The 24,657-nt window shown below is 35.7% G+C and carries 19 protein-coding genes and 1 riboswitch; of the genes, 14 read left to right on the top strand and 5 right to left on the bottom strand.

Features of this window, described 5'->3' with window-relative positions; genetic code table 11:
* The first annotated feature begins 162 nt into the window (after window positions 1-162).
* From cbiB to OM074_RS15390, 3 genes are all read left to right on the top strand, one after another.
* Entirely contained in the window at window positions 163-1,098 is a 936-nt protein-coding gene (gene cbiB / locus OM074_RS15400; RefSeq protein ID WP_301201026.1) for an adenosylcobinamide-phosphate synthase CbiB, read from the top strand.
* A gap of 16 nt (window positions 1,099-1,114) precedes the next feature.
* Window positions 1,115-1,369, top strand: a riboswitch (cobalamin riboswitch).
* Between the two features lie 74 nt (window positions 1,370-1,443).
* Window positions 1,444-2,913, top strand: a complete 1,470-nt coding sequence (locus OM074_RS15395) for a cobyric acid synthase (protein ID WP_301201024.1) — start codon at window positions 1,444-1,446, stop codon at window positions 2,911-2,913.
* Entirely contained in the window at window positions 2,910-3,935 is a 1,026-nt protein-coding gene (locus OM074_RS15390) for a pyridoxal phosphate-dependent aminotransferase (protein ID WP_301201022.1), read from the top strand. The genes OM074_RS15395 and OM074_RS15390 overlap by 4 nt, the downstream gene beginning before the upstream one ends.
* A 4-nt stretch (window positions 3,936-3,939) precedes the next feature.
* Here the strand turns inward: OM074_RS15390 and OM074_RS15385 are convergent, their stop codons facing one another.
* Together OM074_RS15385 and OM074_RS15380 are read right to left on the bottom strand one after the other, a co-directional pair.
* Entirely contained in the window at window positions 3,940-4,467 is a 528-nt protein-coding gene (locus tag OM074_RS15385; RefSeq protein WP_301201020.1) for a hypothetical protein, read from the bottom strand.
* Between the two features lie 178 nt (window positions 4,468-4,645).
* Complete coding sequence (locus OM074_RS15380) at window positions 4,646-5,041, bottom strand: MotA/TolQ/ExbB proton channel family protein (RefSeq protein ID WP_301201018.1); 396 nt, start codon at window positions 5,039-5,041, stop codon at window positions 4,646-4,648.
* 534 nt (window positions 5,042-5,575) lie between these two features.
* Here OM074_RS15380 and OM074_RS15375 point away from each other — a divergent pair.
* Together OM074_RS15375 and OM074_RS15370 are read left to right on the top strand one after the other, a co-directional pair.
* Window positions 5,576-6,313 carry a sensor histidine kinase gene (locus tag OM074_RS15375; protein WP_301201016.1) on the top strand — a complete coding sequence of 246 codons (738 nt, stop codon included), beginning with the start codon at window positions 5,576-5,578 and terminating at the stop codon, window positions 6,311-6,313.
* Entirely contained in the window at window positions 6,306-7,025 is a 720-nt protein-coding gene (locus OM074_RS15370) for a LytR/AlgR family response regulator transcription factor (protein ID WP_301201014.1), read from the top strand. The genes OM074_RS15375 and OM074_RS15370 overlap by 8 nt, the downstream gene beginning before the upstream one ends.
* 46 nt (window positions 7,026-7,071) lie before the next feature.
* On the opposite strand, the gene OM074_RS15365 is transcribed toward OM074_RS15370, so the two are convergent.
* Window positions 7,072-9,750 (bottom strand): TonB-dependent receptor, encoded by a 2,679-nt coding sequence (locus OM074_RS15365; RefSeq protein ID WP_301201013.1) that lies wholly within the window; start codon window positions 9,748-9,750, stop codon window positions 7,072-7,074.
* A gap of 149 nt (window positions 9,751-9,899) precedes the next feature.
* Between OM074_RS15365 and OM074_RS15360 the strand changes: the two genes are divergently transcribed.
* The 6 genes from OM074_RS15360 (at window position 9,900) to OM074_RS15335 (ending at window position 17,500) form a co-directional block, all read left to right on the top strand.
* Window positions 9,900-11,378, top strand: coding sequence for a sensor histidine kinase (locus tag OM074_RS15360; RefSeq protein ID WP_301201011.1), 1,479 nt, complete (start codon window positions 9,900-9,902; stop codon window positions 11,376-11,378).
* A gap of 94 nt (window positions 11,379-11,472) precedes the next feature.
* Entirely contained in the window at window positions 11,473-11,769 is a 297-nt protein-coding gene (locus OM074_RS15355) for a hypothetical protein (protein ID WP_301201010.1), read from the top strand.
* Window positions 11,770-11,784: 15 nt separating this feature from the next.
* Entirely contained in the window at window positions 11,785-12,636 is an 852-nt protein-coding gene (locus tag OM074_RS15350) for a patatin-like phospholipase family protein (RefSeq protein WP_301201008.1), read from the top strand.
* 289 nt (window positions 12,637-12,925) lie between these two features.
* Complete coding sequence (locus OM074_RS15345) at window positions 12,926-15,892, top strand: DUF2135 domain-containing protein (RefSeq protein WP_301201006.1); 2,967 nt, start codon at window positions 12,926-12,928, stop codon at window positions 15,890-15,892.
* A gap of 10 nt (window positions 15,893-15,902) precedes the next feature.
* Window positions 15,903-16,607 carry an SIMPL domain-containing protein gene (locus OM074_RS15340; RefSeq protein WP_301201005.1) on the top strand — a complete coding sequence of 235 codons (705 nt, stop codon included), beginning with the start codon at window positions 15,903-15,905 and terminating at the stop codon, window positions 16,605-16,607.
* Window positions 16,608-17,122: 515 nt separating this feature from the next.
* Window positions 17,123-17,500 carry an endonuclease domain-containing protein gene (locus OM074_RS15335; protein ID WP_301201003.1) on the top strand — a complete coding sequence of 126 codons (378 nt, stop codon included), beginning with the start codon at window positions 17,123-17,125 and terminating at the stop codon, window positions 17,498-17,500.
* Window positions 17,501-17,995: 495 nt separating this feature from the next.
* Here the strand turns inward: OM074_RS15335 and OM074_RS15330 are convergent, their stop codons facing one another.
* Entirely contained in the window at window positions 17,996-20,644 is a 2,649-nt protein-coding gene (locus OM074_RS15330; protein ID WP_301201001.1) for a tryptophanase, read from the bottom strand.
* A 173-nt stretch (window positions 20,645-20,817) separates the two neighbouring features.
* On the opposite strand from OM074_RS15330, the gene OM074_RS15325 reads away from it, so the two are divergent.
* Both OM074_RS15325 and OM074_RS15320 read left to right on the top strand, forming a co-directional pair.
* Entirely contained in the window at window positions 20,818-21,288 is a 471-nt protein-coding gene (locus OM074_RS15325; protein ID WP_301200999.1) for an Lrp/AsnC family transcriptional regulator, read from the top strand.
* A gap of 32 nt (window positions 21,289-21,320) precedes the next feature.
* A complete protein-coding gene (locus OM074_RS15320) occupies window positions 21,321-22,934 on the top strand; it encodes a L,D-transpeptidase family protein (RefSeq protein WP_301200997.1) in 1,614 nt (537 codons plus the stop codon).
* Between the two features lie 28 nt (window positions 22,935-22,962).
* On the opposite strand, the gene dtd is transcribed toward OM074_RS15320, so the two are convergent.
* Window positions 22,963-23,415 (bottom strand): D-aminoacyl-tRNA deacylase, encoded by a 453-nt coding sequence (dtd, locus tag OM074_RS15315; RefSeq protein ID WP_301200995.1) that lies wholly within the window; start codon window positions 23,413-23,415, stop codon window positions 22,963-22,965.
* Between the two features lie 243 nt (window positions 23,416-23,658).
* Here dtd and lplA point away from each other — a divergent pair, with 243 nt between their 5' ends.
* Window positions 23,659-24,657, top strand: coding sequence for a lipoate--protein ligase (gene lplA / locus OM074_RS15310; protein WP_301200993.1), 999 nt, complete (start codon window positions 23,659-23,661; stop codon window positions 24,655-24,657).

The following is a 24,657-nucleotide window of genomic DNA, read 5'->3' as shown; positions in this document are numbered from 1 at the left end:
CACCCATTACTTTTCTTTATTTCTTGATGTGTGACGCTTTAGTGTTGGTAAAGTTACAGCAGTTATGAAAAAAAAGTAAATTGTTATTATAAACTTATCCAATTCATTGATAAAAAAATATACCAAATTATATCTTTGCACCTCCAAATTTCACACACTCAAATGATAACAACAACATTACTTATTGTAGCCATCGGTTTTATCCTTGATTTACTAATTGGGGATCCTTATTCAATGCCCCATCCTATAAAACTATTTGGCAAAGCCATTAATTTTGGAGAAACCATCCTGAACAAAGGCAACCAGCGTTTTGCCAAAGGTGCTATTATGAGCGTGTTGTTAATTTTATGTACTTATTTTGTTTTCGTTTGTATTGAAAAGATGATTTCGCTGAATACTTATATGGAAATTATAGTGGGTTCAATATTTGTATTCTATGGTCTTGCCAACAGAACACTAATTAACGAAGTTCGAAAAGTAGACAGAGTGCTTTCAAAAGAAGGCCTCGAAGCAGGCAGGAAACAACTAAGCTTTATTGTTGGCAGGGACACAAGCCGTCTTGATGAACAATCGATACGCAAAGCTGCTTTGGAAACCTTGTCTGAGAACTTAAGCGATGGAGTTATTGCCCCGCTATTTTACCTTTTTATCGGGGGCATCCCTTTCATGTTTGCCTATAAAATGGTGAATACCCTGGATTCAATGATCGGCTATAAAAACGAACGCTATAAGGACTTTGGATGTATTGCCGCTAAAGTGGATGATGTTTTTAATTTTATACCGGCAAGAATAACAGCGCTTTTAATTGCTGCAGTAAGCTTTAAATCGCGCTCATTCACCTATATTTTTAAGTATGGCAACCAACACAGCAGTCCTAACGCCGGCTATCCTGAGGCCGCTTTGGCCGGGGCATTAAATTGCCGTTTTGGTGGACCATCAGAGTATTTTGGCATAGTGGTGAATAAGCCCTACATAGGCGAAAAAAAAACCATCTTAACTTCAAAAGACATCACCTACTCATGCCGTATAAACCTAAAAGCCAGTCTGTTTTTTCTGATACTTGGACTAGGCACATTATTTATGCTTGCATCACTATAAATTCTTTTCTATTTATTACTTTTGCGCCATGTTTGGTGGATTTCTCCCATCAGGAGAAACCTTAATATGGGAATCCGGTGATTTCAGGTCGGCCTGAAAAAGTCCGGAGCTGTACCCGCAGCTGTAAGTCTAAATGATTACTTTGATATTCTTGTAGCCACTATTACCTGCTGATGAAACACAAAGGCAGGTTCCTGATTTATTAGGATAAAATGGGAAGGCATCAAAGTTAAGGACGAGCCAGAAGACCTGCCAGATAACAAAATGCTTTCGGGATAAAAGCGAAAAGGAGCCACAGGGAAACTCCTCTCTTCTGTTATATCCTGGTAAATATATTTTTTTAGAATGAAAAGATTAAAACCAATTATGTTTGTCGGAACAGGATCCGATGTTGGGAAAAGCATCATCAATACTGCCGTTTGCCGGATTCTGCTTCAGGACGGTTACAGCCCGGCACCATATAAGGCACAAAACATGTCGCTAAACAGCTATGCCACCCCTGATGGATTAGAAATTGGACGGGCACAGGCAGTACAAGCTGAAGCATGCGGACTGGAATGCGAAGTGGAAATGAACCCGGTTTTATTAAAACCTACAGGCGATAAGGACTCCCAGGTAGTTTTGCTGGGAAAACCAATTGGAAACCGTTCGGCAAAAGAATATTTTACACAGGATAACAACCGGTACCTATTTAAGGAAGCACTAGAAGCATTCAAAACACTGGAATCGAAATACAACCCGATTGTATTGGAAGGGGCCGGAAGTATTTCAGAACTTAACCTTCGCGAACGCGACATTGTTAATATGCCCATGGCCAAAGCCGTAGGCGCTTGCACCTACCTCATTGCCGATATCGACAGGGGTGGTGTGTTTGCCTCTGTTTACGGTTCCATAAAACTCCTGCCCGAAGAGGAACGGAAACTAATTAAAGGAATTGTTATCAACAAGTTCAGGGGAGATATGGACTTATTTACTGAAGGACGCAAGATTCTGGAAAAAATCACAGGAGTTCCGGTTGTGGCTGTTATCCCTTATTTCAGGGGCATTACCATTGAAGAAGAAGATTCGGTAAGCCTTTTAAAAATGAATAAAACAGCTGCAGAAAACAAGGTTAATGTTGGCGTGGTACCATTAAGGCACATGTCAAACTTTACCGACTTTAACCGATTTGCAGAAATAAATGAAGTAAACCTATATTTTACAGATAATATTCAAGAACTTAACAAAGCTGATATTTTACTCCTACCCGGTTCAAAAAACACCATTTCCGACATGAAATACCTGAACGAAACCGGTCTTTCGGAACACTTAAAAAATTGGCACGTCAAAGGAAAGTGTATTTACGGTATTTGCGGCGGATACCAGATTATGGGGCATAAAATTCTGGATCCAATGCATATTGAAGGGAAAGAAGACGAAATACAAGGATTAGGCATATTACCCCTGGAAACCACCATTACAAAAGAAAAAAACAGCACCCAAAGCCTATTTCAATTCCGTGACAACCCCGAATCTTGCGAAGGATATGAAATACATATGGGAGAAACTACATTTTTACAACAACAACAACCTGTTGCAAAACTAAATAACGGATTTGAAGACGGTTTTTTCAAAAATGAAAGAGTATGGGGGACTTACATCCATGGTATATTTGATAACCCGGTAGTATTAAAATCCATATTGGAACCATTTTTAGGCAAGGAACTTAAAATTACTAACTACCGTGATTTCAAAAACCAGGAATATGACAAATTAGCCTCTTTTGTAAGAGACAATATAGATATGGAAAAGATATATAAAGATTTACAATCATGATAAACGGTCATGGAAACGATATTCACCAGTATAAAAACAAAATTGTAGCAGATTTTAGCACCAATGTTTTTGACAACCCGGAAACAAATGAAATTATTGAGTATTTAAAAACCCAGGTTCATGCCGTAAAAAACTATCCGGATTGCAACTGCACCCTTTTAAGGGAAAAATTTTCAAAAAAATATAAAATATCACCGGATTCAGTATTGGTTTGCAACGGGTCTACTGAAGCCTTTTATTTGGTGGCCCACTTGTTTAAATGCAGAACATCAATAATCTTAACACCATCGTTTTCAGAGTATGAGGATGCCTGTAAATTATATGGGCATTCGCTGGAATTTGTTCCAAATGAATCAGATTTTGAAGACCTGGAGCTTACAAATAAAATTATTTGGATTGGAAACCCTAATAATCCTGATTCAAAATATATTAAACCTGATTATATAAAGGATTTAATTAAATTAAATCCTTCAACTATTTTTATCATTGACGAAGCATACATCAATTTATCCGTATTAGGAGAAAGTATTACCTCTTTTGTGCGGAATTTCAGCAACCTGATTGTCATCAAGTCATTTACAAAGCTGTATGCCATACCAGGCATTCGATTAGGTTTTATTGCTGCATCAACTAACATTATCAAACAATTAAAAGAGCTCCACATGCCCTGGGCGGTTAATGTATTGGCACAAGAAGCCGGGAATTATATATTAGACCACCTTGATTTAAACAGCGCGAGTATAGATGAACTACTGAATCATTCAAGCGAACTACAAAGTAAAATAAACCAACTAACAAATTTCAGTGTAATAAGTTCCAGGTGTAATTATTTCCTGGTAAAGTTGGCAAAAGGAAAAGCATCAGAATTAAAAGAATATTTAATTGATAAACATGGCCTTTTAATCCGTGATGCTTCCAATTTCAGGGGATTGACTGATAAGTATTTTCGTGTTGCCACGAATGGTAATGAAAAGGACTTGCTTTTACTTAACGCCCTGGAGCAATGGCAAAAGCAAGATTGAAATATTAATTGATTATTATTGCTTCCTGATCAACAATATGGTCTCCATCAAATATTAAACTCAATTGTACCGTGCTTTTTTCAGCTCCCTCTATGGGAGTATTCCCCTCCAGGACAAAGGATGGATTCTTGTAATCACAATCTTTATCTTCAAGCATTTCGGGTATAAAAACAGTCTTACTCCCCTTGGGAACATATACTTCCAAATGCTGGTTAACGAAACTTGATTGGCCTTTTAAATCCTTGAATTTAAGTTCTAAATCAATCAGTTTGGCTACATCTTTTAAATTATCAATAGCGATCCAAACGCCATTAAAACTAACCATTGCCAAATTGGCCATTTCCTTTTCATTAAACTCATTAAGAAATGATGTGATTTTTAAAACAGAATCACCCGCCTCTGCAACATAAGTGATACTTTTTAACATAGCTAATTCCGATAACGACTTGGTTGAAATTTCGGTTTTGGTTTCAGTTAAAGTGCATGAAAATAACAGCAAGGCACCAGATAGGATGATAAAAGATCTTTTCATAAAATGTGTGTTTTAAATTTTCCAATTCAATTTAAGGGATAACTTATCAAAACACAATAGTAAAGATAAAATTATTTAAAAAGTTGTTGTAGAACAGCTAAATAATAACAATCCCCGACTTATTGGTCAGGGATGTTGTAAGGTAAATGTAAAAACGTTACACCTTGTTAGTGCTTAATCAAAGATCTGTTTTTAGCTTTCCATCCGGATGAAAATCTCCTTTTTTGTGCATGCTTAAAAAGAAAATCACCCCGGCTCGGGCAATTATAAATACAATAATTGCAAAAAGCGGTCCCAGGATAGCCATTTTCAAGCCTTCTGCCAGTAACGAAGGTGTTAGTTCCCCGCGTGATGCAACATTGTCAAAAGCCACTATCAAACCAAAGGTTCTTCCTAAAAATCCCCACGCCAGGGCAAACCACCCAACTGATTTTAGCAAGGCTATCGTTTTTCCGTTGTTGTTTCCCTGGATAAATCCTTTCACTATTAAAAAGACTACAATTAATAACATAATCATAATAGGGTAAGAAAAAATGGGACCTCCATCGTTAAATTTGTCGAATAATGCAGACATAACTAAAGTTTTTAAATGATTACTAAACCAAAATTAATTCAGCTTTTATCACAAAAATTTTTTTTTCGACAAAAAGCACTTTAATGGCTGCATACTTCACAAACTGCACACTTAATGACTTTTTTTGTTACAAGTGGCCATTAAACCGTTATTCATCGATTAATTTCTTTCTTAAGATAGAAAAATAGTAATATTGTAACAATGAATAGTTTCTTCCCTATAAAAACTAAAGTCATCGGGTATCATCTGGTGTTTTGGATTGCCGTTTGGTTTTTCTATTACTATTTCTTTAGTTATAATTCAAATAACAATACCTATAACATATGGTTTTCAAGTGGTTTATTACCCCTAACAATTGGAATAACCTATTTTGTGGAACGAATTTTAATACCCAAATACCTGTTAACAAAAAAATACGGTCTATTTGCCCTATATAGCTTCTATACCTTTGTCATATCCTCATATCTGACAGTTCTTACCTTATATGCCTGCCTTATTTTCTTATTGCGCTTCAATGTTTCAATAATGCCGCCAATGAGCAAAAATTTTCTGTTTATTTTGATTTTGGTTTACCTGGTTGTAGGTGTAATAAGCTTTGTAAGTATCTTAAACCACAATTTTAAAACCGATTCAAAAAACAAGGAACTAGAAAATAAGATTCTGGCCACACAGCTCCAAATGAAAGAGCAGGAATTAAATTATCTGAAAAGACAAATCCACCCCCACTTCTTATTCAATACCTTAAACACCATATATGGATTTGCCATACAACAATCAAAATACACACCTGATATCATTTTAAAGCTATCAAACCTGCTTGACTATATTCTATACCAAATAAATAAACCGGTTGTTAATTTAAAGGAAGAAGTATTACACATTGAAGAGTATATTGGTCTTGAAAAAATGCGTTTCAGCGATACTTTACGGGTACAAATGAATGCCTCGAACTTAAGCAATAAACACAAAATCCCCCCGATGCTGCTCATCCCTTTTGTTGAGAATGCATTTAAGCACGGTCAAATGGTAGATGGATTTTTATCTATAAACATTCATATCGATATAATTGGTGACCAGCTAGCTTTTACGATCAAAAACTCGGTTAAAGAACTCCATATAACCGAAGGCCATCATGGTTTAGGATTGGAAAACATCAAAAAACGACTACAACTGTATTATCCAAACAGATATAAGCTTGAGGTTGAACACGGGCACCATTGGTATAAAGTTGAACTGAAAATAGATAACCTGAAAGATCTTAGTCATGAATAAAACCATATCATGTTTAATAGTTGATGATGAACCGGTTGCCCGGGAAATTTTAAAAGAGCACCTGTCAAAAATTGAACAAATCAACGTAGTGGCATATTGTAAAAATGCCATTGAAGCCTTCAAATATTTAAGTGCACAGCCTATCGACCTGATATTTCTGGATATCAACATGCCTGAAATATCAGGTTTGGATTTTGCCAAAACTATTAACCGAAATATAAAAGTAATATTTACAACAGCCTATAGAGATTATGCCGTTGAAGGATTTGATTTAAAGGCTGTTGATTATCTGTTAAAACCAATTTCATTCGAAAGACTTTTACAGGCCCTTAACAAATTTACCGAGGAAAATATGGTAGTCCAATCTGCTAACAGTCCTGATTACATTGAAGAAAAAAATGATTTTATTTTTGTAAGATCTGACAGAAAAATGGTGAGGATTAATTTCTATGACATCGCCTATATTGAAAGCCTGAGCGACTATATTAAAATACATCTTGACCAGCAAATAGTTATTACACGCGAAACCATTTCAAATATTGAAATAAAACTGCCATCCGGGGCATTCATCCGCACCCACCGGTCATATATTGTGGCACTGGATAAAATAACTTCTTTTACCAATGAATACGTTGAAATAGATACGAAAATGATACCTGTTAGCAGGAGCTACAAAACAGAAGTCATGCAAAAACTGGAAGCTTTTGAGTAACCACCGGTTATAGTGTACTTGCAGGTTATGCTGCCAACTCGTTTGTTTACAACGTATATGAAAAACTCACCATGAAGAACTTATTTAATGTACGCCGGTACATTTCGGCAATATATAAATCACTGACCGTTCTGTTAATATCACTCTGATCGTTGGCAATATCATAGGCCGAAATAGTTATTTCACCATTATTTTCCTTAAATAGTTTTTTGCTGAGACTTAAATTTACAAACCAACGGTTATTACTAGCCAAACTTCCTGAAGCCCCTGTATAAACCTGATTTGTACTGGTTTTAAATATGAATCTCTTATAAAAATTCCAATAGAGATTCACACCCGTTCTTTGCGAAAAATATGATGATGAATTTGCTGTGTTCGAAGTGTTTTCAACAATTGAATACCCTGTATTGGTATTAAGTGTGAAATCAATTTTTTCGCTGATATTGGAAGCCAGCGTAAAACCTTGCGTAAGGTTAATCCGACTTGCATCATTTTTAATATTGTTCAGGATATTGGGTGTGCGACTATAATTTATTCTGGAAGTTGAATTGACCTTTGATTTTAATTTTTTTAACGGGAAACTAAAAGTACCGTTAATACCCAAAGAATACTGCCCATCCAAATTGACCGGCCTGCTATACTGCCCGCCTGCCGGCAAAAAGTAAGACCCTAAAACTACCGTGTCATTTAGGGCTACTATCCTGTTTGAAGCAACCATATTATTGGCCAGGCTTGCCCTGAACTGTATGGTAGTAAAGGTAGATTTTTTAACATTAGACTTGGTTAATGAAAATGTAAGCGAATGGCGTGAAGATAGCTTTAAATTGGGGTTTCCAGTGGAAATATATAAAGGATTTGTATTATCAACAATATCCTGCAACTTGCTAATGGAAGGAATCTGTTGAGTCATCCCATAAATCAATGAATAACGATGTTTTTTCTTTGAACTGTAAGATAGCTTAACCTGGGGACTAAATGATGTAAACAACTCCTTAAACGAGGTCTTTTCAGGGAATTTTTCATCACTTTTCATGGTAGTGTTAATCAAATCCATGCCAACATAGCTCTTAAACTTGTCCTTTTCCCATCGATAGCCAAGTTTTCCAACATGAACATAGGAGTTATTATCAAAACTGTTTGATGTAAGCGAATCCAATTGCGAAAACAAGTTTAGCGTTTCATCATAGTCTTTTGTCCGCTTATCGGAAACCTGGGCGTAATTTCGGAAACGGTAACCAAACGAAAGGTGACTGTTTTTACCTATTTTTTCATTGTATGAAACACCAAAACTGACATTATTGCTGGAACTCTCACTCTCTGATTTTTGATTGATATTTTGCAATATTTCGCTGTTCCCGTTTTGTGTTTCCGAATCCTGCAACCTGTCACTTGTATTATTATGGAATGCATAATTAAAATGAGATGATACTGACCTGCCCCGATCATTTAATTTTTTGGTAAACTCCAGTTTTGCATCCAGGTTGTACCCTGAATTATTCATCTGACTATTATTACTGCTTGAGTTTATCAGATCATCATACAGATGCGTTTCGGACTGGGAATATGTACTGTTTTTTGTTGTATTGGATGAAAAGTTAATATTGGATGAAAAATGGTATTTTTCTTGTTCTTTACTGTTCCAAATTATCCCTACATCATGATTGTTGTTTGTATTGTTTGAGGAGTTTTCACTATTTAAACTTTGTCCGAGTAAAGAACCTGTAACATACTCCTGACTTGAAGAATTTTCTGTTTCAGCACCTGCTTTATTGAAGGCATAATTAACATTAAAATCTGTAGCCCCGGATAAGCCAAAGTTTGCAAAAAAAACATTATTGTCCACCGGATCCCCAGATATAGAATTTTCGCCCCCACCCCTATTAATTCTCAAAGGAACCGCAACATTATTCTTTTGGGCACTGATGCCCAACCTGTTCGACTCCATAAAACGGCTATAAAAACCTTCTCCGGCATAGCGTTCATCTTTGCCGGCTCCAGCAGAAATTTCTGCTCTGACAAATGCTTTCTTATCCAAATTAGTAACAATATTTACGGTTTTGCCTTCTGTACTTTCCTCAAAACCGGAATGTTTTGTTCCTTCGCTTTTGTACTGATATACTTCAATTTTTTCAATAATCTTAGGAGGAATCATCTCCAGGGCCTGTGATATATTATCGCCGAAAAATTTTTTACCATCCATCAAAACCTCTTTAATGGTGTCTCCCATTGCCATCAGCTTGCCCTCTACGGTATAAAAACCAGGCATTTTCATTAACAAATCACCCGCTGTGGCGTCCAGGTTAACCTTAAATGCATCAGGATTATAATTGGTTGTATCTCCATTTTGAAAAGTAGGTGCCAGGGTACTCACCACATTAATTTCCTCCAGTATAGAATCTTCCTCATATAGCTTCACCGTATCTATATCCAAAGAAGAATTGCCTACAATCAAGGTATCCAAAAACTTATTGAATCCTAAAAATGACACAGAAAGGGCATAGTCACCTTTGGGGGTATCAATAGAAAAAAGCCCGTTAACATCAGTAATAGTTCCTTCCGATTTGATTGAATCTCTTGTGTTTTTCAAATAGACAGTAGCTCCAGGCAAGGGTTTTTTATCCATCCCATCTACAACCACTCCCTTAACATTAAGCGTTTGCTGGGCCATAATCGGCACACACGACAAGAACAGGGCAAAAGCAATATGAATTTTATATTTATGCATGTTTTTATTTTATGCTGCTAAATAAATAAAACCACATCAAACCTAAAGTTAACATCAAGAAAATCAAGGTTAATTTAGGTTAACAAACACCCCACCACGTTTTTAAAGCTTCTATTTTTGTATGCTTATTGTTTAAAAACACATTTTAGATGCGAAAAGGATCTTTACAAAAAAACAAAATACGCAATATAGTATTGATGATTGTAAGTCAGTTGTTGCTTACCCTGTTTGTTTCATACTGGCTGGTGAACCAATATCAAAACGAGAAGGATCAACTCCGGTCAAAAATAATGGAAATCAGTTACAAGTCGAAACAAGACATGATTAACAGAAAGGTTTACGAATGTGTGCTTTCAAAAGTATTAGAACATAATGATACATTGAGCATAGACAGCCTGGAATTCGATTATATTACCATGACACTCGACAAAAAAACCGCTTTAGTAAAAGAAGTAATGGCTATATATCGTGAAAACGACAATTTAATAACAAAACTGGATGAATGTTTCTGCGAAGACTACCCCTCACACAATGCTGATGAAAATGCACTCAGGATATTTGAGGACATGAAAAACATAATGCACAGATATGGGGTAAGGGTAGCCTATGATTCTTATGCCAGTTACAATTACACCAATACAATACCCTTTGACCTTGAATTATACAGATGGCTATATTCCTGTTTAATTAAGAGTAACAATATTGATGTGGAAATCGATTGGCTTCCTGAAGATAAACATGTGCAGTTTGAAGATAATATGATTGCAATTGAGAGGTACAATTACAACGAAAAAAAATACGAAGTTGAAGCGATCATAACTGAATATCAGAAACACCTGTTTAAAAAAATACTGCCCCAGTTTTTATTTGCCCTTGTATTAATTGCAATAACCGGATTTGCATTGGTTTTTACCTATCGGGGATATATTAAACAGGTAAAGCTAAACATGCTCAGATCAGACTTTATAAATAACATTACCCACGAATTAAAAATACCTGTTGCCACAGTTAAAGCAGCATTGGAGGCTCTTAAAAACTTTGGCTTACACGCCGATCCAAACACAACACAGGAATACCTTGAAATGGTATTTCAGGAAATGAACCGTTTGGATAGCTTAACCTCAAAAGTACTGGAACATGCAAAACTGGAGGGACAAAAACATATTTTAAAATTAGAGAAAACAGACTTAACCTCTTTTTCGGGGCAGCTAACCCACTCCATAAACTTACTGTACAATAACAAAGGAATAAAAGTCAATTATTCATCACCTAAAGTATCTATTAATGTAAATGCTGATAAAGTATACATCGAAAGTATACTAAGAAACCTGATTGACAACAGTATTAAGTACGGAGGAAACCAGGTGCAGATTCAATTGGAGGTGTGGAAACACGAAAAACATGCGTACATAGCAGTAAGTGATAACGGGCCAGGAATACCAAAAGAATATATAAATAAGGTTTTTGATAAGTTTTTCCGTGTACCTACTGGAGACATACATAACGTAAAGGGATACGGCCTGGGATTAAGTTTTGCCGATTTGGTGATGAAACAGCACAATGGGCAAATAAAAGCAGAAAACCTAAAGGAAGGTGGATGCCGTTTTATTTTAAGTTTTCCGCTTTAACAAAAGAATTGAAATACATTTTATAACAAGCAATTAACACTCCTGCATTTTTTTTACAGCAATAAATTGTAACTTGCAACATCAAAATTTATTTATGGGAAGAAAGAAGGATATACAACTTACCGTTGTTCAGGTGGACAGTTTGCTAGATGATGATTTAAAACAGGACCTGGATTATTTATTAAAAAACGGTGTTTACTGCAGTAAATGTGATCAGATTTGTAAAGAAGGGGTGGCGGTAGAAAAAGTAACCTTAAATTCGTTAAACGATATTGTAATCCAGGGAAAATGCATGTCTTGTAACAATACAGTTGTCCGCACTGTTGAATTTGGTGAAGATCCCAAATTTTACAAACTAGCAGAAGAATTTAGGTATTCTGTTGAAAACTAAAGAATTGATAATAATATGTCAGCAAAAATTGGCTTGGTACTGGAAGGAGGCGGTTTCCGCGGTCTTTATAGTGCCGGAGTTGTTGATTGTTTTCTCAAAAACAATATTGATGTACCCTATGTAATCGGTGTGTCGATGGGAGCCTGCAACGGAGTAAATTACATATCGAAACAACCGGGCAGAAACCTTAGTACACCATACACTTACGTAAACGACAAAAGGTACATCAGTTTACAACGCCTTTTTACTAAAGGTGAATTATTTGGTATGGATTTTATCTTTAAAGAAATTCCTGATAAACTGATACCATTTGATTACGACACTTTTTATTCATCTGATAAAGAGTTTGTTGTAGTTACAACAGATTGCATTACGGGAAAACCCTTTTATATTTCTGATTTTAAACATCATACCGTCAACAAAGCCTTACAGGCCTCAACCAGTTTGCCCTTTGCATCCAAAATAGTAGATTTTCAGGGTAAAAAGTTATTGGATGGAGGTATATGCAACCCGGTTCCCATTACCAAAGCTTTTGATGATGGATGCGACAAATTAATTGTGGTATTAACTCAGCCACAAGGATTTATTAAGCCCCAAACACACTTTAATACTATTGGAAAATTATTTTACAAAAACTACCCTGACTTGCTTGCTGTATTGAATAACAGGCATCAGGTATATAACAACCAGTTGCGCCTGATCAGCGAACTTGAAAAAGAAGGGAAAGCTTTTGTTTTCAGACCAAAAAGCAGTATTCCTGTTGGCCGGACAGAGCGCAATAAAAACAAACTAAAGGAGGCCTATAACATGGGTTTTATGCATAGTGAAGAACTATTGCCAGATTTGAAGGAATGGATGAGCCGGTAATTTCCCAATCCCTTTAAACAGGTGAAATTATATTACCGAAGAAAAATCCTATAAACATCTATATATCAACCGCCAAAAAACAAAGTATCACTGCATTTACCGACAATCAAATAATAAGATTCCATAAAAAGAGAACATCTTTTTATGGAATTCTATTCCTGACAGCATCCTATCCCCAAAAGGGAAACATGGTTTAATAGACCGTAAGGATGAAAAAAAGGAAATACCAAGGGATTAAAATAAAAGCCCACATTATTTTTAAACCTTACTGTCGCAAATTATACAAATTATGAAGAATTTACTTTTCACATTATTGTTGGTGGTTATATTCCATTCAGCAACAGGGCAAAATAATATCATATGGCCAACCATACAAACTCCTTCGGCAAACGATATGCCCATTGAACTCAAAAAACTGCGCATTTCGGTTTTTGTGGTTGAAAACATAGCCACAACCACATACGAAATGCAATTTTACAACCAAAATAGCCGTGTAATGGAAGGAGAGCTTAACTTTCCGCTGGCAAGGGATGTTACCGTTTCACGTTTTGCCCTTGATGTAAATGGCGAATTAAGAGAGGGCGTAGTGGTTGAAAAGGAAAAAGCCACGCAAGCCTTTGAAGCAGTAATCCGCAGGAATATTGATCCGGGATTGGTTGAAGTAACCCGTGGCAATAACTTTAAAAGCAGGGTATACCCTATCCCAGCCAAGGGTTACAAAAAAGCAGTAATTGCATTTGAACAGGAGCTCTGGGGTAAAAACAATGAATATATTTATCAGTTACCTTTAAATTTTAAACATGAGTTAGAGCAATTTGGCGTAAAAGTGGAGGTTGTGATGAATAAACCCACAACCCCTAAGAACAATGATCCTTTTATCAACCTGAAATTTAACCAGGAACATAACGCATATGTAGCTGAATACAATGCCAGCTACATAACCCTTGACACACATCTTGCCTTTACTGCACCTATGCCACAAAAAATAAACAAGGTAACAACTTATAAGGGTAAGGTAACTTCTGATAACTACTTTTACATCCATCTTAACCTAAAAAATGAAGACAAGGTTAAACGCAAACCACAAAACATAAGTATAATATGGGATGAATCATCATCGGCACAAAAAAGAAATATTGAAAAAGAATTAGAAATATTGAAAAACTATTTACAGTGGATACACCATGGTAACATTGAACTCATTACCTTTTCAAACACCATACACCGCCAGCTATCCTTTCCTATTAAAAATGGAAAATGCGAAAGTTTAATAAACACTTTAGCATCTATTCAATACGACGGGGGTACCAATATGCATTGTGTTGATTTTAGTAGTATTAATACCGATGAAATCATATGTTTTTCGGATGGTATAAGCAATTTTGGGGTAAAGTCAGGATTTAGCTTCTCAAAGCCAATTGTTACGATTAATACCTCTAATATTGCCGACCATAACCTGCTGGAGTATTTTGCCTCGGAATCGGGCGGTATATACCTCAATGGTTTTGAGCTTTCGGCTAACGAAATAATAAAGGCTTTAACACACCAATCAAAACAGTTTATAAAGGCAGAATATGATCATGGCCAGATCAAAGAGTTTTATCCTGCCAAAGGAAACTGTATGGACGGGAAATTCAGTTGTGCAGGTATTGCAGAAGGGGCGCAAAACAACATTACCCTTTATTTTGGTTATGGAAATAAGATTACAGAATCGCATACCATCATGGTAGACAATACCAAACGAATTGACAATAACCTGGGCGAAAGGATATGGGCTCAGAAAAAACTCAAAACACTGCTGGTTAAAAACAATCCTGAAAAAATAAAGCAACACGGAAAGCAATTTAGCCTGGTAACGCCCGGTACATCGTTAATTGTTTTAGATGATGTGCATGACTATGTTCGATATGAAATCACACCTCCCCCATCGTTATTAAATACCTATAATTCAATTCTGTTACAACAACAAAAAAACAGGATTGATAATAAAGAAATGCGCATAAAAAGGATTTGCAATATGTTTCAATCGGATATTAACTGGTGGGAAACGGTAACTATAAAAAAATACGAGCCTCATAAAAAATCAGGCGAAACCCCTCCTCCTCCTCCGCAACGTTCGGCACATGTGGCCGATGTATTGTCAATTGTGGAAGATGATGCTGAAATCAGTGTAAATTTTGAGATGGCCGAAGAAGAGACTGTTGTTACAGGTTATGCTGATAACCGTGCTATGAATGCCTTACAAGGCCGTGTTCAAGGACTTTCTGTATCAAAGGCTGCAAAATTGAACCGTAGCCCAAAGCATGTAACAACCTCCTCAATGAATATTGTAAAATGGGAAAGCAATGCTGGGTATATGACCGATTTAAAAGCCACCAATCCCGAAAATTTGTACGCATCATACCTTAGTCTAAAAAATGGGAATGCAGATAACCCATCCTTTTACTTTGATGTGGCAACTTACCTGTTCCAAAAAAATCAAAAAGAAGCAGGTTTAAGGGTTATTTCCAACCTTGCCGAACTGGAATTAGAAAATACTGAATTGATGCGCACACTGGCCCGTAAACTATCTGAATATGCATATTACGAAGAAGCCATTGAAATATTTAAGGAAGTATTAAGTCAACGCTCATTTGAGCCACACTCGTACATAGACTTAGGGTTGGCCTATGCTGCCCAAGGAACTTACCAAAAGGCCATAAACGAACTATATACTGTAATATCTAAAGAGTGGGATCCAGATATTATTTCACGTTTCCCCGGCATTGAACTAATTGTGTTACACGATATCAATAATATTATTGAAAAACACGCCTCTCTGTTGGATATTTCGTTTATTAAACCTTGCTTTATAAAACAAATGCCAGTAGACATCAGAATTGTAATTGACTGGGATGCCAATGAAACGGATATTGATTTATGGGTTACAGACCCGGATGGGGAAAAATGCAGCTACCAGAACAAAAACACCCGCATTGGTGGCAGGATATCCAATGATATTACCCAAGGCTACGGCCCTGAAGAATTCCGCCTTAAAAAAGCGATTGATGGCACATATACCATTGAAGCCAACTTTTATGGAACCCGAAAACAAACCACATTACAAAATGTAACCGTCCGTGCCACGGTATATACTAACTTTGGTAAAGATCATGAACAAAAAGAAATATTAACGCTTCAGTTAGAACCAAATAAAAAAGGCGAATACACCATTGGAGATATTAACTTTACCAGTAACCAAATTGATAAATTATAATTTTAAAACAATGAAGACATTAATTTTAACACTTGCTGTAATGATAACTACAGCAACATTTGCACAACAAGGACAAAAAAATTTTATTGACCACCCTTATATCGAAGTTACCGGCAAAGCAGAAATGCAGGTGCAACCCGATATGATTTACATTAAGGTTGACATCGATGAAAAAGACACGAAAAACAAGATTTCGCTAGAAGAACTGGAACGTAAAATGATTAACCAGTTGGAGAAAATCGGTGTTGACATTAAAAACGATGTAAAACTAAAGGACATCTCAAGTAATTTTAAATACTATTTCCTGCAAAAGAAAGATATTGTGCTTTCAAAAGAATATCAGGTACTGGTAAAAAACGGACAAACTGCAGGTAGGGTGTTTTTGGAACTGGAAAAAATTGGTATTTCAAATATTTCGATTGAAAAAGTAGACCATAGTGAAATTGAAGATTTACGAAACGAAGTAAAAATCAATGCCATTAAAGCAGCCAAAGAAAAAGCCGGCCATTTGGCTAAAGCCATAAACCAGTCTGCAGGTAAAGCCATATTTATACAAGAACAAAACTACATGCTCTATCGTCCGGCGGTTTCCAATGCCTTTTATATGAAAGGGGATGCTTCTTCATTAGATATGGAAAAAGCGAAAGTCCCGGAAATAGAATTTGAAAAAATAAAACTTGAATACAGCATTTTATGCCGGTTTGATTTAATGTAGTATCACCCCCATCCCTTTGCCTGCGGCAAAGTACTTCCCCCTCACAGGGGAAGATTGATAGGCATGACGTATTATTACTTGCTATCAAAGCATTTCATTGAAATAATATTCAACTTTAAAATAACTTACCTACTGAGCAGGGTAATCAACCATCTTGTAAATAAAAATATTACACTGGTAGAAATACCTTGAATTAGGTATGGGGATGGGGTATTTGTACTATAACCCCCATCCCTTTGCCTGCGACAAAGTACTTCCCCCTCACAGGGGAAGATTGATGGGCATGACGTATTATTACTTGCTACCAAAGCATTTCATTAAAATAATATTCAACTTTAAAAATAACTTACCTTCTGAACTGAGTAATTTAACCATCTTGTAAATCAAAATCTTCCCCTGGCAGGGGGAAGTACCATGCAAATTGCATGGGGATGGGGGTAAAAATTTAGTTATCAATTCTTCAAATACATACTATTTTTTTAACTTCATTATATTATTTTTCAAACTGTAAAATCATGAAACAAATCAACCGGCCTGAACTAAAGTATTACAGACAAAAACTCAGAAATCAATCTACTTTTGCTGAGGTTTATTTATGGAAACTTCTTAAAAACAAACAAATTAAAAGATTAAGATTTAGAAGACAATACTCGTTTAATTGCTACATTATTGACTTTTATTGTCCGCTAATTAAGCTTGGGATTGAATTAGATGGAGAAGGCCATGTATATACTGAAGAATATGACCAAAACAGGGATCTGTATCTTAAAAATTACGGAATAACTATTTTGAGATACGAAAATTGTATAGCGCTGGAACACCCAAATATTATTATTAATGACATTATTGAGTTTTATACGGAATGGATGAAAATGAATAGATCTTTTTTGTAGCATACTTTTTTAACCCCCATCCCTTTGCCTGCTGCAAAGTACTTCCCCCTCACAGGGGAAGATTGATGGGCATGACGTATTATTACTTGCTACCAAAGCATTTCATTGAAATAATATTCAATTTTAAAATAACTTACCTTCTGAACTGAGTAATTTAACCATCTTGTAAATCATAATCTTACCCAGGTAGAAGTACCATGCAATATGCATGAGGATGGGGTATTTTTTTTCTAACCCCCATCCCTATGCCTGCGGCAAAGTACTTCCCCCTGACAGGGGAAGATTGATTCGCATTACGTATTATTACTAGCTACCAAAACATTTCATTGAAATAATATTCAACTTTAAAAATAACTTACCTACTGAGCTGGGTAATTAACCATCATGTAAATCAAAATCTTCCCCTGGCAGGGGGAAGTACCATGCAAATTGCATGGGGATGGGGGTAAAAACATAATAAACTACTGTTTAATTAAAAACAACATTTAGCTGCATTTAATCCACATGCTCAAATTTACCCTGGAAAAACCTCAGGTTTTCAGGCTCGTAAACAAACTCCAGTCCTTTAATCTCATCACGGCGTTTATACAGTTCAATAATGCTATCTGCCACTAAATCCATATGCGACTTGGTATAGGCCCGCCGAGGTATGGTAAGACGGACCAGCTCTAAGCAAGGACGATAATTTTCGCCTGTTATCCTGTTCCTGCCACTTGACACATTGCCCCTTTCCATTGCCCTGATACCAGACTCAATATACAATTCAGAAGCCAGGGACTGCGCTGGGTACTTATCCTGGTCGATATGGGGCAAAAAACGCTTGGCATCGATAAAAACAGCATGGGTACCTATGGGTTCCACTATAGGGATACCTGCATCCAACAAACGGTTGCCCAAATACTGAGTTTGCTCTACCCGGGCCATAATATAGTTGAAATCGAGCATTTCACGCACCCCTTCGGCATGCATGGACATATCCCCTGCCGACATGCCGCCGGTGGTTCTGGTGCCCTCATAAATTCGGATCATAGAAAGTGCCTTTTCATAAAAATCCTGATCTTCTCTGATACCTAAAAAGCCCCCAATGTTTACCAGGTAATCCTTTTTACTCGAAACTGTACAACCATCACCATAACTAAATAATTCGCGCAAAATATCTTTGATAGGAACATGGTGATAACGTTCATCTTTTTTCTTGATCATATAGGCATTTTCCACCGCCCGGGTGGCATCGAACATAACCGGGATATTATGCGCTTTGCAGAACAAATACACTTCGCGCACATTGTCCATACTCACCGGCTGTCCCCCGGCAAGGTTCACACTAAATTCGAAACTAATATATGGTATAGAGCCCTCACCATGCTCATCCAATATGGTCTCAATCTTTTTAATATCTATATTCCCTTTCCAAATAAAATCTGATTGAGGATCATGTGCTTCATCACAAATTACATCAACAAAGGTTCCTCCTGCCATTTCCTGATGCAACTTGGTAGTTGTGAAATACATATTACCTGGCACAAAACCGTCTTTTATCAATATTTGCGACATGATATGCTCTGCTGCCCGCCCCTGATGGGTAGGAATTATATAATTGTATCCAGTAACCTCTTTAAGCATATCAACCATTTCAAAATAGTCTTTGCTCGATGCCGGGGTTTCATCCCCCTCATTGTATTTACTCCATTGTATGGTTGTTTGCGCGCAAGTTCCTGAGTCAGTCAATAAATCTATACCAACATCCTTTGAGGGCAATAAAAAGGTATTATAGCCTACCTCTTTACAAATACTCTGCCGCTCCTCTTTGGTGGTTACACCTATATATTCAATAGTGTAAATCCGGTAAGCCTCACACTCATAATTAAAAAGGCTCAATGTGGGATTATTCCAATTGTATTGAGCCTGGTCTATCCACTGTGGCATATTCAACAACACAAAATGCGTTAGCTTATCCCTTTCTGAATACACTTCGTTAATAGCCCTGGCTAAAAAATCAATTTGATCGTTTGTAAACCCCAATCGTGGCAATTGAACCGGTAAAACAGAATAATCATCATAAATACCCTGAACAAGGCATCGCATACCGGCTTTTAAATACAGCATAGCCGCCAGGGCATTGGCCTGCTCACTTTTAATATGGGGTAAAATTTTGTACGCTTTTAGGTAAATACCATCTGCCCCAACATAGTGAGGAGCTTCTACTTTTGCAGACAACAGTTCTATTTGCCCTTTAATCCACCCGGCCTGAGGTTCGTAAACCATCTCATCAATACCCCTTGCAAACAACTCCATTGTTCGTCCTGCCATACCCCCATAAGTATGAAGCCCCTCATATACTACCACTTCATTCATATACCTTTCGTACAAAGCAAAGTTATTGGAACCTATCAGCCCCCCAACGTTACATCTTGGATCCTGGGCAGCATCCAGCACCATAACCTCACAAAATGAAGCCATTTCCTTTACTATTTCTGACAATAACCTCCCTGAATATTCTGCATCATTATCCCTGACATAGCCGGCCCACTCTACACTTTGCGATACATTGACAACAACCGGTACCTGATAGGTTGAAGCCAAAACATGGGCTTCTTTCAAAAACTGCATCGACACAGGCTTATATCCATCCACATAAAGATCGAAATAAATAAATGGCACATTATTATTTTCACTCAACAGTACAGACAAGGCATCCAGTTTAATATTGCCTTTATATTTCTTATCATGGCCCTTTTCAATCAAGTCTGATTTTCCACCAAAATCCTTTATCAATAATTCCGGAAAACTACTATTGGAAGGAATAACAGCACCTTTAGTTACCATGGTGGCCACAATAAGTTTTATGGCCCCCTGCAAGTTATGGGTAGGACAAACATATTGATGTCCAAAGGTTTTATTTACCATCCCCTGAAGCTTTTCAAAATTGCGGCTTCCTGCGTAAGTTTCATCACCAATCAAACTGCCGGCTTCCTGATCCTGACTCTTGGCACTACTCCCCTGGCTAACCAAATCATATGTAACCTTATTGCTGTGTATATTGAAGGTGTTATAAAATGCCTCCCGTAAAATAACTGAACGTTCGTAATAAGTTGTAATGTTCAGGTTTCGTACAGTCTTTATTTTATGCGGTTCTGATTTCATGAGATATTATTAGTTTAATGATTTGTATCAAAGTTATGAAGACATTAAACACTCATAGGTACATAAACTATTACATCTTAAATATTTAGTCTTTTTGACTTATATTAAGGTATATCTTAATCATTTTGCCTATTTTCAATCAAATATTTATCAATTAGCAAAACATTTGTTTTATGCCACAGTTAGATCAAACAGACAAGGATATTTTGAAATTACTGCAACAAAATGCTAAAATTCCCCACAAAGAAATAGCCGAAAAATTACACCTAACCCGAACACCAATATTTGAACGCATCAGAAAAATGGAACGTAGCGGTATTATAAACAAATACATTACGCTATTAAATCCAAAAAAAATAAACAGGGGACTCACTGTATTTTGCCATGTATCATTAACTCGGCATGGCAAAAGCTATGTAGATGAATTTCAGGAGAAAATTAACACTTTTCCGCAAGCAATGGAGTGTTATCATATAGCTGGCAATTACGACTTTTTTATAAAAGTAGTAGTTAAAGACATGGAGCACTACCAGCAATTTGTACTTAAAGAACTCTCTACCATACAAAACATCTCTAATATTCAAAGTTCCTTTGTTATGGGCGAATTAAAACACGAACACTGCTATGATTTAAAAGATTTGTAACATTACATTGAAGAATGCAGTAATTATAGCCTATGATAAGAAATACCATATACATAATACTTTTTGCCATTCTTTTTTCATGTTCAGGAAAGAAAAACGTTATTCATTCCCCTGGTAATGAGAAAAAAAAGACAGTCTATTTCCCAGAAAATGAAATTTCAGATTCAATTGTACATCAGTTAAATACATTAGGTGACTCAACCATTATTTCAATATATAAAAACTTTTCAAACAAACTGATTTGGAAAAATGACAGTAGTATTCAACAAGGCATAAACTGGCTTAAAAACTCAAGATATGAAGGACTGAACCCATTGAATTTTAATATTGTAGAAATTGATAGTCTTTACCAGGCATTAAAAAAGGATTCTTCAAAATATATAAGCAATTATGCCCGTTTAGATATAGAATTAACTTTAAACATCAGAAAATGTGGCTACCGCAAAAGGTTCTCCCCAATAAATCCCTTAAATTACCACAAAGGTTGGAATTATAAATCGCCAAAGCCATTACCACACGATACAATATGGGTAAATATGGTTAAACACGGAAAAACAGCCCATTTAAACAGCTTTTTTGCCCCCAAACACCCTCTATATACCCAACTGGCCAAGGAACTGAAAAACATTTATGAATCTAAAACAAAACATCCCACAGAAGAAATTACTGACCCTGGATTTTTGATACAAAAAGGAGATTCGAACCAATATGTACTTCCTATAAAAAGGCAACTACTAAATATATGCCGGGATTCTGCAATTTCAATGGTATTTGATGAAGAGCTATCCATTGCATTAAAAAAGTTTCAGGCTAAGCATGGTTTAGAACCTGATGGCATTGCAGGTAAGCAAACATATCATTATTTACAATGGAAACCCACTCTTTATATAGGCATCATAAAAGCAAATATTGAAAGACTGAGATGGTTTGAAAACGATCAGTTTACCCAGGGAATTTTCATTAATATCCCATTTCAAACGCTCGAATTCATGCAACACGACAGCTGCATGTTCAAAACAAAAGTAATTGTAGGAAAATTTAAGAACCAAACTGAAGTGTTTACTTCTGACATCAATTACCTGGTATTCAATCCATGCTGGACAATACCCCAATCAATTTCAACTACCCAAATTTTAAGGGGGGCTCAAAAAGACTCGCTGTACCTGCAAAACCGAAATATGTTTATTTGCACAAACGGAACAGAAGTACCGATTGATAGTATAGATTTTTCGCAATATTCAAGCTCTAATTTCCCCTTTAAGGTATTCCAGCGAACTTCACCCTCTAATGCCTTAGGAAAGGTTAAATTCATGTTTAAAAATCGTTTTTCAATCTATCTCCATGACACTCCCCAACAAAAACTTTTCAAAAAACCCGTACGTACCTTTAGTCACGGTTGTATACGGGTTGAAAATGCGCTACAACTTGCTGAATTTTCCTTAAACAAAATTGATAAGCAAAACATATTAACATCCAATTATTTAAAGAAGGGATTTCCTGTAAAAGTTTTTTACAACAAACCTATTCCGATCCACATTACCTATTTTACATGCTGGTTTAATCCAACATATAATGAAATAATATATGGTAAAGATGTTTATTTAAAAGATTATAAGCTAATTAACGATTTAAAACTATTAAGATAGATGAATATAAACGCCCTATACCCATAGACTATTCCTTATTCTTGGTATCAATAATAATGGTCACTGGTCCATCATTTACCATTGATACTTTCATATAAGCCCCAAATTCACCAGTCTGTACCGTCTGGCTTATAACATCTTCCATTTTCTTAACGAAAGCCTTATAAAGGGGTATAGAAACATCAGGTTTCGCTGCATCAATATATGATGGCCGGTTTCCTTTTTTTGTTTTAGCATGCAGCGTAAACTGACTAACCACAATAATTTCACCTCCAATATCCAGCAAAGATTTATTCATTACACCATTTTCATCATCAAAAATCCTTAGGTTGGCAATTTTATTGGTTAACCAATCAATATCACTTTTTTCATCATCATTTACTATTCCCAATAGAACCAATAAACCATTTTTTATCTCCGACTTAATTTTTTCGTTTACAGAAACAGAAGCTTCCGAAACTCTTTGAATAACTGCCTTCATTATTATATTAATTCTAATATGTATATATTTTTATATATTATTATTTTAAAACTTAAAGCTCAAATATTTGTTAAATTGCTCAAAAAAGGAATATTTTGAGCATAATTTTTCTAGAATAACAATAATACAAAGAAGAGTATATAACTTATATTTTTAACCTATTTAATTATAATATTGATATTTACACTGTTTACATAAAGCTTTAATTAAATATTTAAAGCTCTTAGATTATTTTAAATTCCAATGCCCGATAAATTATACATGAATATGCGCATCATTTTAAGTAAAAACAACGACCCATACATTAATATTGCAACTGAGGAATATTTATTAAAAAATTTTGAAGAGGACATTTTTTTCCTCTATAGAAACACTCAAAGTATTATTGTTGGAAAGCATCAAAATACACTTGCTGAGCTAAATTATTCTTTTGTTAATAAAGAAGAAATACCAGTCATTAGAAGATTAAGCGGAGGTGGAACTGTATTTCATGATTTAGGTAATTTAAATTTCTGTTTTATTACAAAAGGTGAGAAAGGAGAGTTAGTGAATTTTAAAAAATTTATTTCCCCCATAGTCGACTTTTTGCAATCACTAAATATTGATGCTTCTATTGGTGGCAGAAATGATATACTAATAAATGGATGTAAGATTAGTGGAAACGCATCTCATGTTTTTAAAAGTAGGGTTATGCATCATGGAACTTTACTATACAAAAGCGAACTCAGCTCCTTAACCCAGGCTCTTAAAAGTGATCCTCTAAAATTTAAGGATAAGGCAGTAAAGTCAGTCAGAAGCAAGGTTACCAATATCCATGAGCATATAACTGATAAAAAAGAAATCAATGCTTTTACTGATGAGCTATATAAATACATCCATACTAACTACCAGGGAAAACCTTACGAGTTAAATAAGGATGATTACTCTGTTATAAATCTGCTGGTAAATAAAAAATATAATACCTGGGAATGGAACTATGGATATAGTCCTAAATATATTTTGAAAAAAAGAATCAAATCAAAAACAGGAAAACGATTTGAATTCATCTTAAATGTGCAAAAGGGTTTAATTAATGAGGTTGAAATAAAGTCGAATTCAATAAAAAAAATATGGCTAAATAAATTACAAGAAGAATTAAAAAATAAGTTCCATGATAAAAAATCACTTCAAATAAGCCTAAGTGTTTTGTTTGAAGAGAACCCGGAACTTGACCTGGAAGAGTTTTTACAGGCTATTTTTTAA

This window comes from Plebeiibacterium marinum (assembly GCF_026013615.1).
GTDB lineage: Bacteria > Bacteroidota > Bacteroidia > Bacteroidales > Marinilabiliaceae > Saccharicrinis > Saccharicrinis marinus_A.
The sequence above is the reverse complement of the archived record's forward strand: the minus strand, read 5'-3'. Positions and strand labels throughout refer to the sequence as shown.

Bases quoted from the DNA above. Each gene is read 5' to 3' on its own strand.
- cbiB (WP_301201026.1), top strand. From the start codon at position 163: ATGATAACAACAACATTACTTATTGTAGCCATCGGTTTTATCCTTGAT.
- OM074_RS15350 (WP_301201008.1), top strand. From the start codon at position 11,785: ATGTCAGCAAAAATTGGCTTGGTACTGGAAGGAGGCGGTTTCCGCGGT.
- OM074_RS15330 (WP_301201001.1), bottom strand. From the start codon at position 20,644: ATGAAATCAGAACCGCATAAAATAAAGACTGTACGAAACCTGAACATT.
- OM074_RS15365 (WP_301201013.1), bottom strand. From the start codon at position 9,750: ATGCATAAATATAAAATTCATATTGCTTTTGCCCTGTTCTTGTCGTGT.
- OM074_RS15345 (WP_301201006.1), top strand. From the start codon at position 12,926: ATGAAGAATTTACTTTTCACATTATTGTTGGTGGTTATATTCCATTCA.
- OM074_RS15375 (WP_301201016.1), top strand. From the start codon at position 5,576: ATGAGCAAAAATTTTCTGTTTATTTTGATTTTGGTTTACCTGGTTGTA.
- OM074_RS15320 (WP_301200997.1), top strand. From the start codon at position 21,321: ATGATAAGAAATACCATATACATAATACTTTTTGCCATTCTTTTTTCA.
- OM074_RS15380 (WP_301201018.1), bottom strand. From the start codon at position 5,041: ATGTCTGCATTATTCGACAAATTTAACGATGGAGGTCCCATTTTTTCT.
- dtd (WP_301200995.1), bottom strand. From the start codon at position 23,415: ATGAAGGCAGTTATTCAAAGAGTTTCGGAAGCTTCTGTTTCTGTAAAC.
- OM074_RS15340 (WP_301201005.1), top strand. From the start codon at position 15,903: ATGAAGACATTAATTTTAACACTTGCTGTAATGATAACTACAGCAACA.
- OM074_RS15385 (WP_301201020.1), bottom strand. From the start codon at position 4,467: ATGAAAAGATCTTTTATCATCCTATCTGGTGCCTTGCTGTTATTTTCA.
- OM074_RS15355 (WP_301201010.1), top strand. From the start codon at position 11,473: ATGGGAAGAAAGAAGGATATACAACTTACCGTTGTTCAGGTGGACAGT.
- OM074_RS15370 (WP_301201014.1), top strand. From the start codon at position 6,306: ATGAATAAAACCATATCATGTTTAATAGTTGATGATGAACCGGTTGCC.
- lplA (WP_301200993.1), top strand. From the start codon at position 23,659: ATGCCCGATAAATTATACATGAATATGCGCATCATTTTAAGTAAAAAC.
- OM074_RS15325 (WP_301200999.1), top strand. From the start codon at position 20,818: ATGCCACAGTTAGATCAAACAGACAAGGATATTTTGAAATTACTGCAA.
- OM074_RS15395 (WP_301201024.1), top strand. From the start codon at position 1,444: ATGAAAAGATTAAAACCAATTATGTTTGTCGGAACAGGATCCGATGTT.
- OM074_RS15360 (WP_301201011.1), top strand. From the start codon at position 9,900: ATGCGAAAAGGATCTTTACAAAAAAACAAAATACGCAATATAGTATTG.
- OM074_RS15335 (WP_301201003.1), top strand. From the start codon at position 17,123: ATGAAACAAATCAACCGGCCTGAACTAAAGTATTACAGACAAAAACTC.
- OM074_RS15390 (WP_301201022.1), top strand. From the start codon at position 2,910: ATGATAAACGGTCATGGAAACGATATTCACCAGTATAAAAACAAAATT.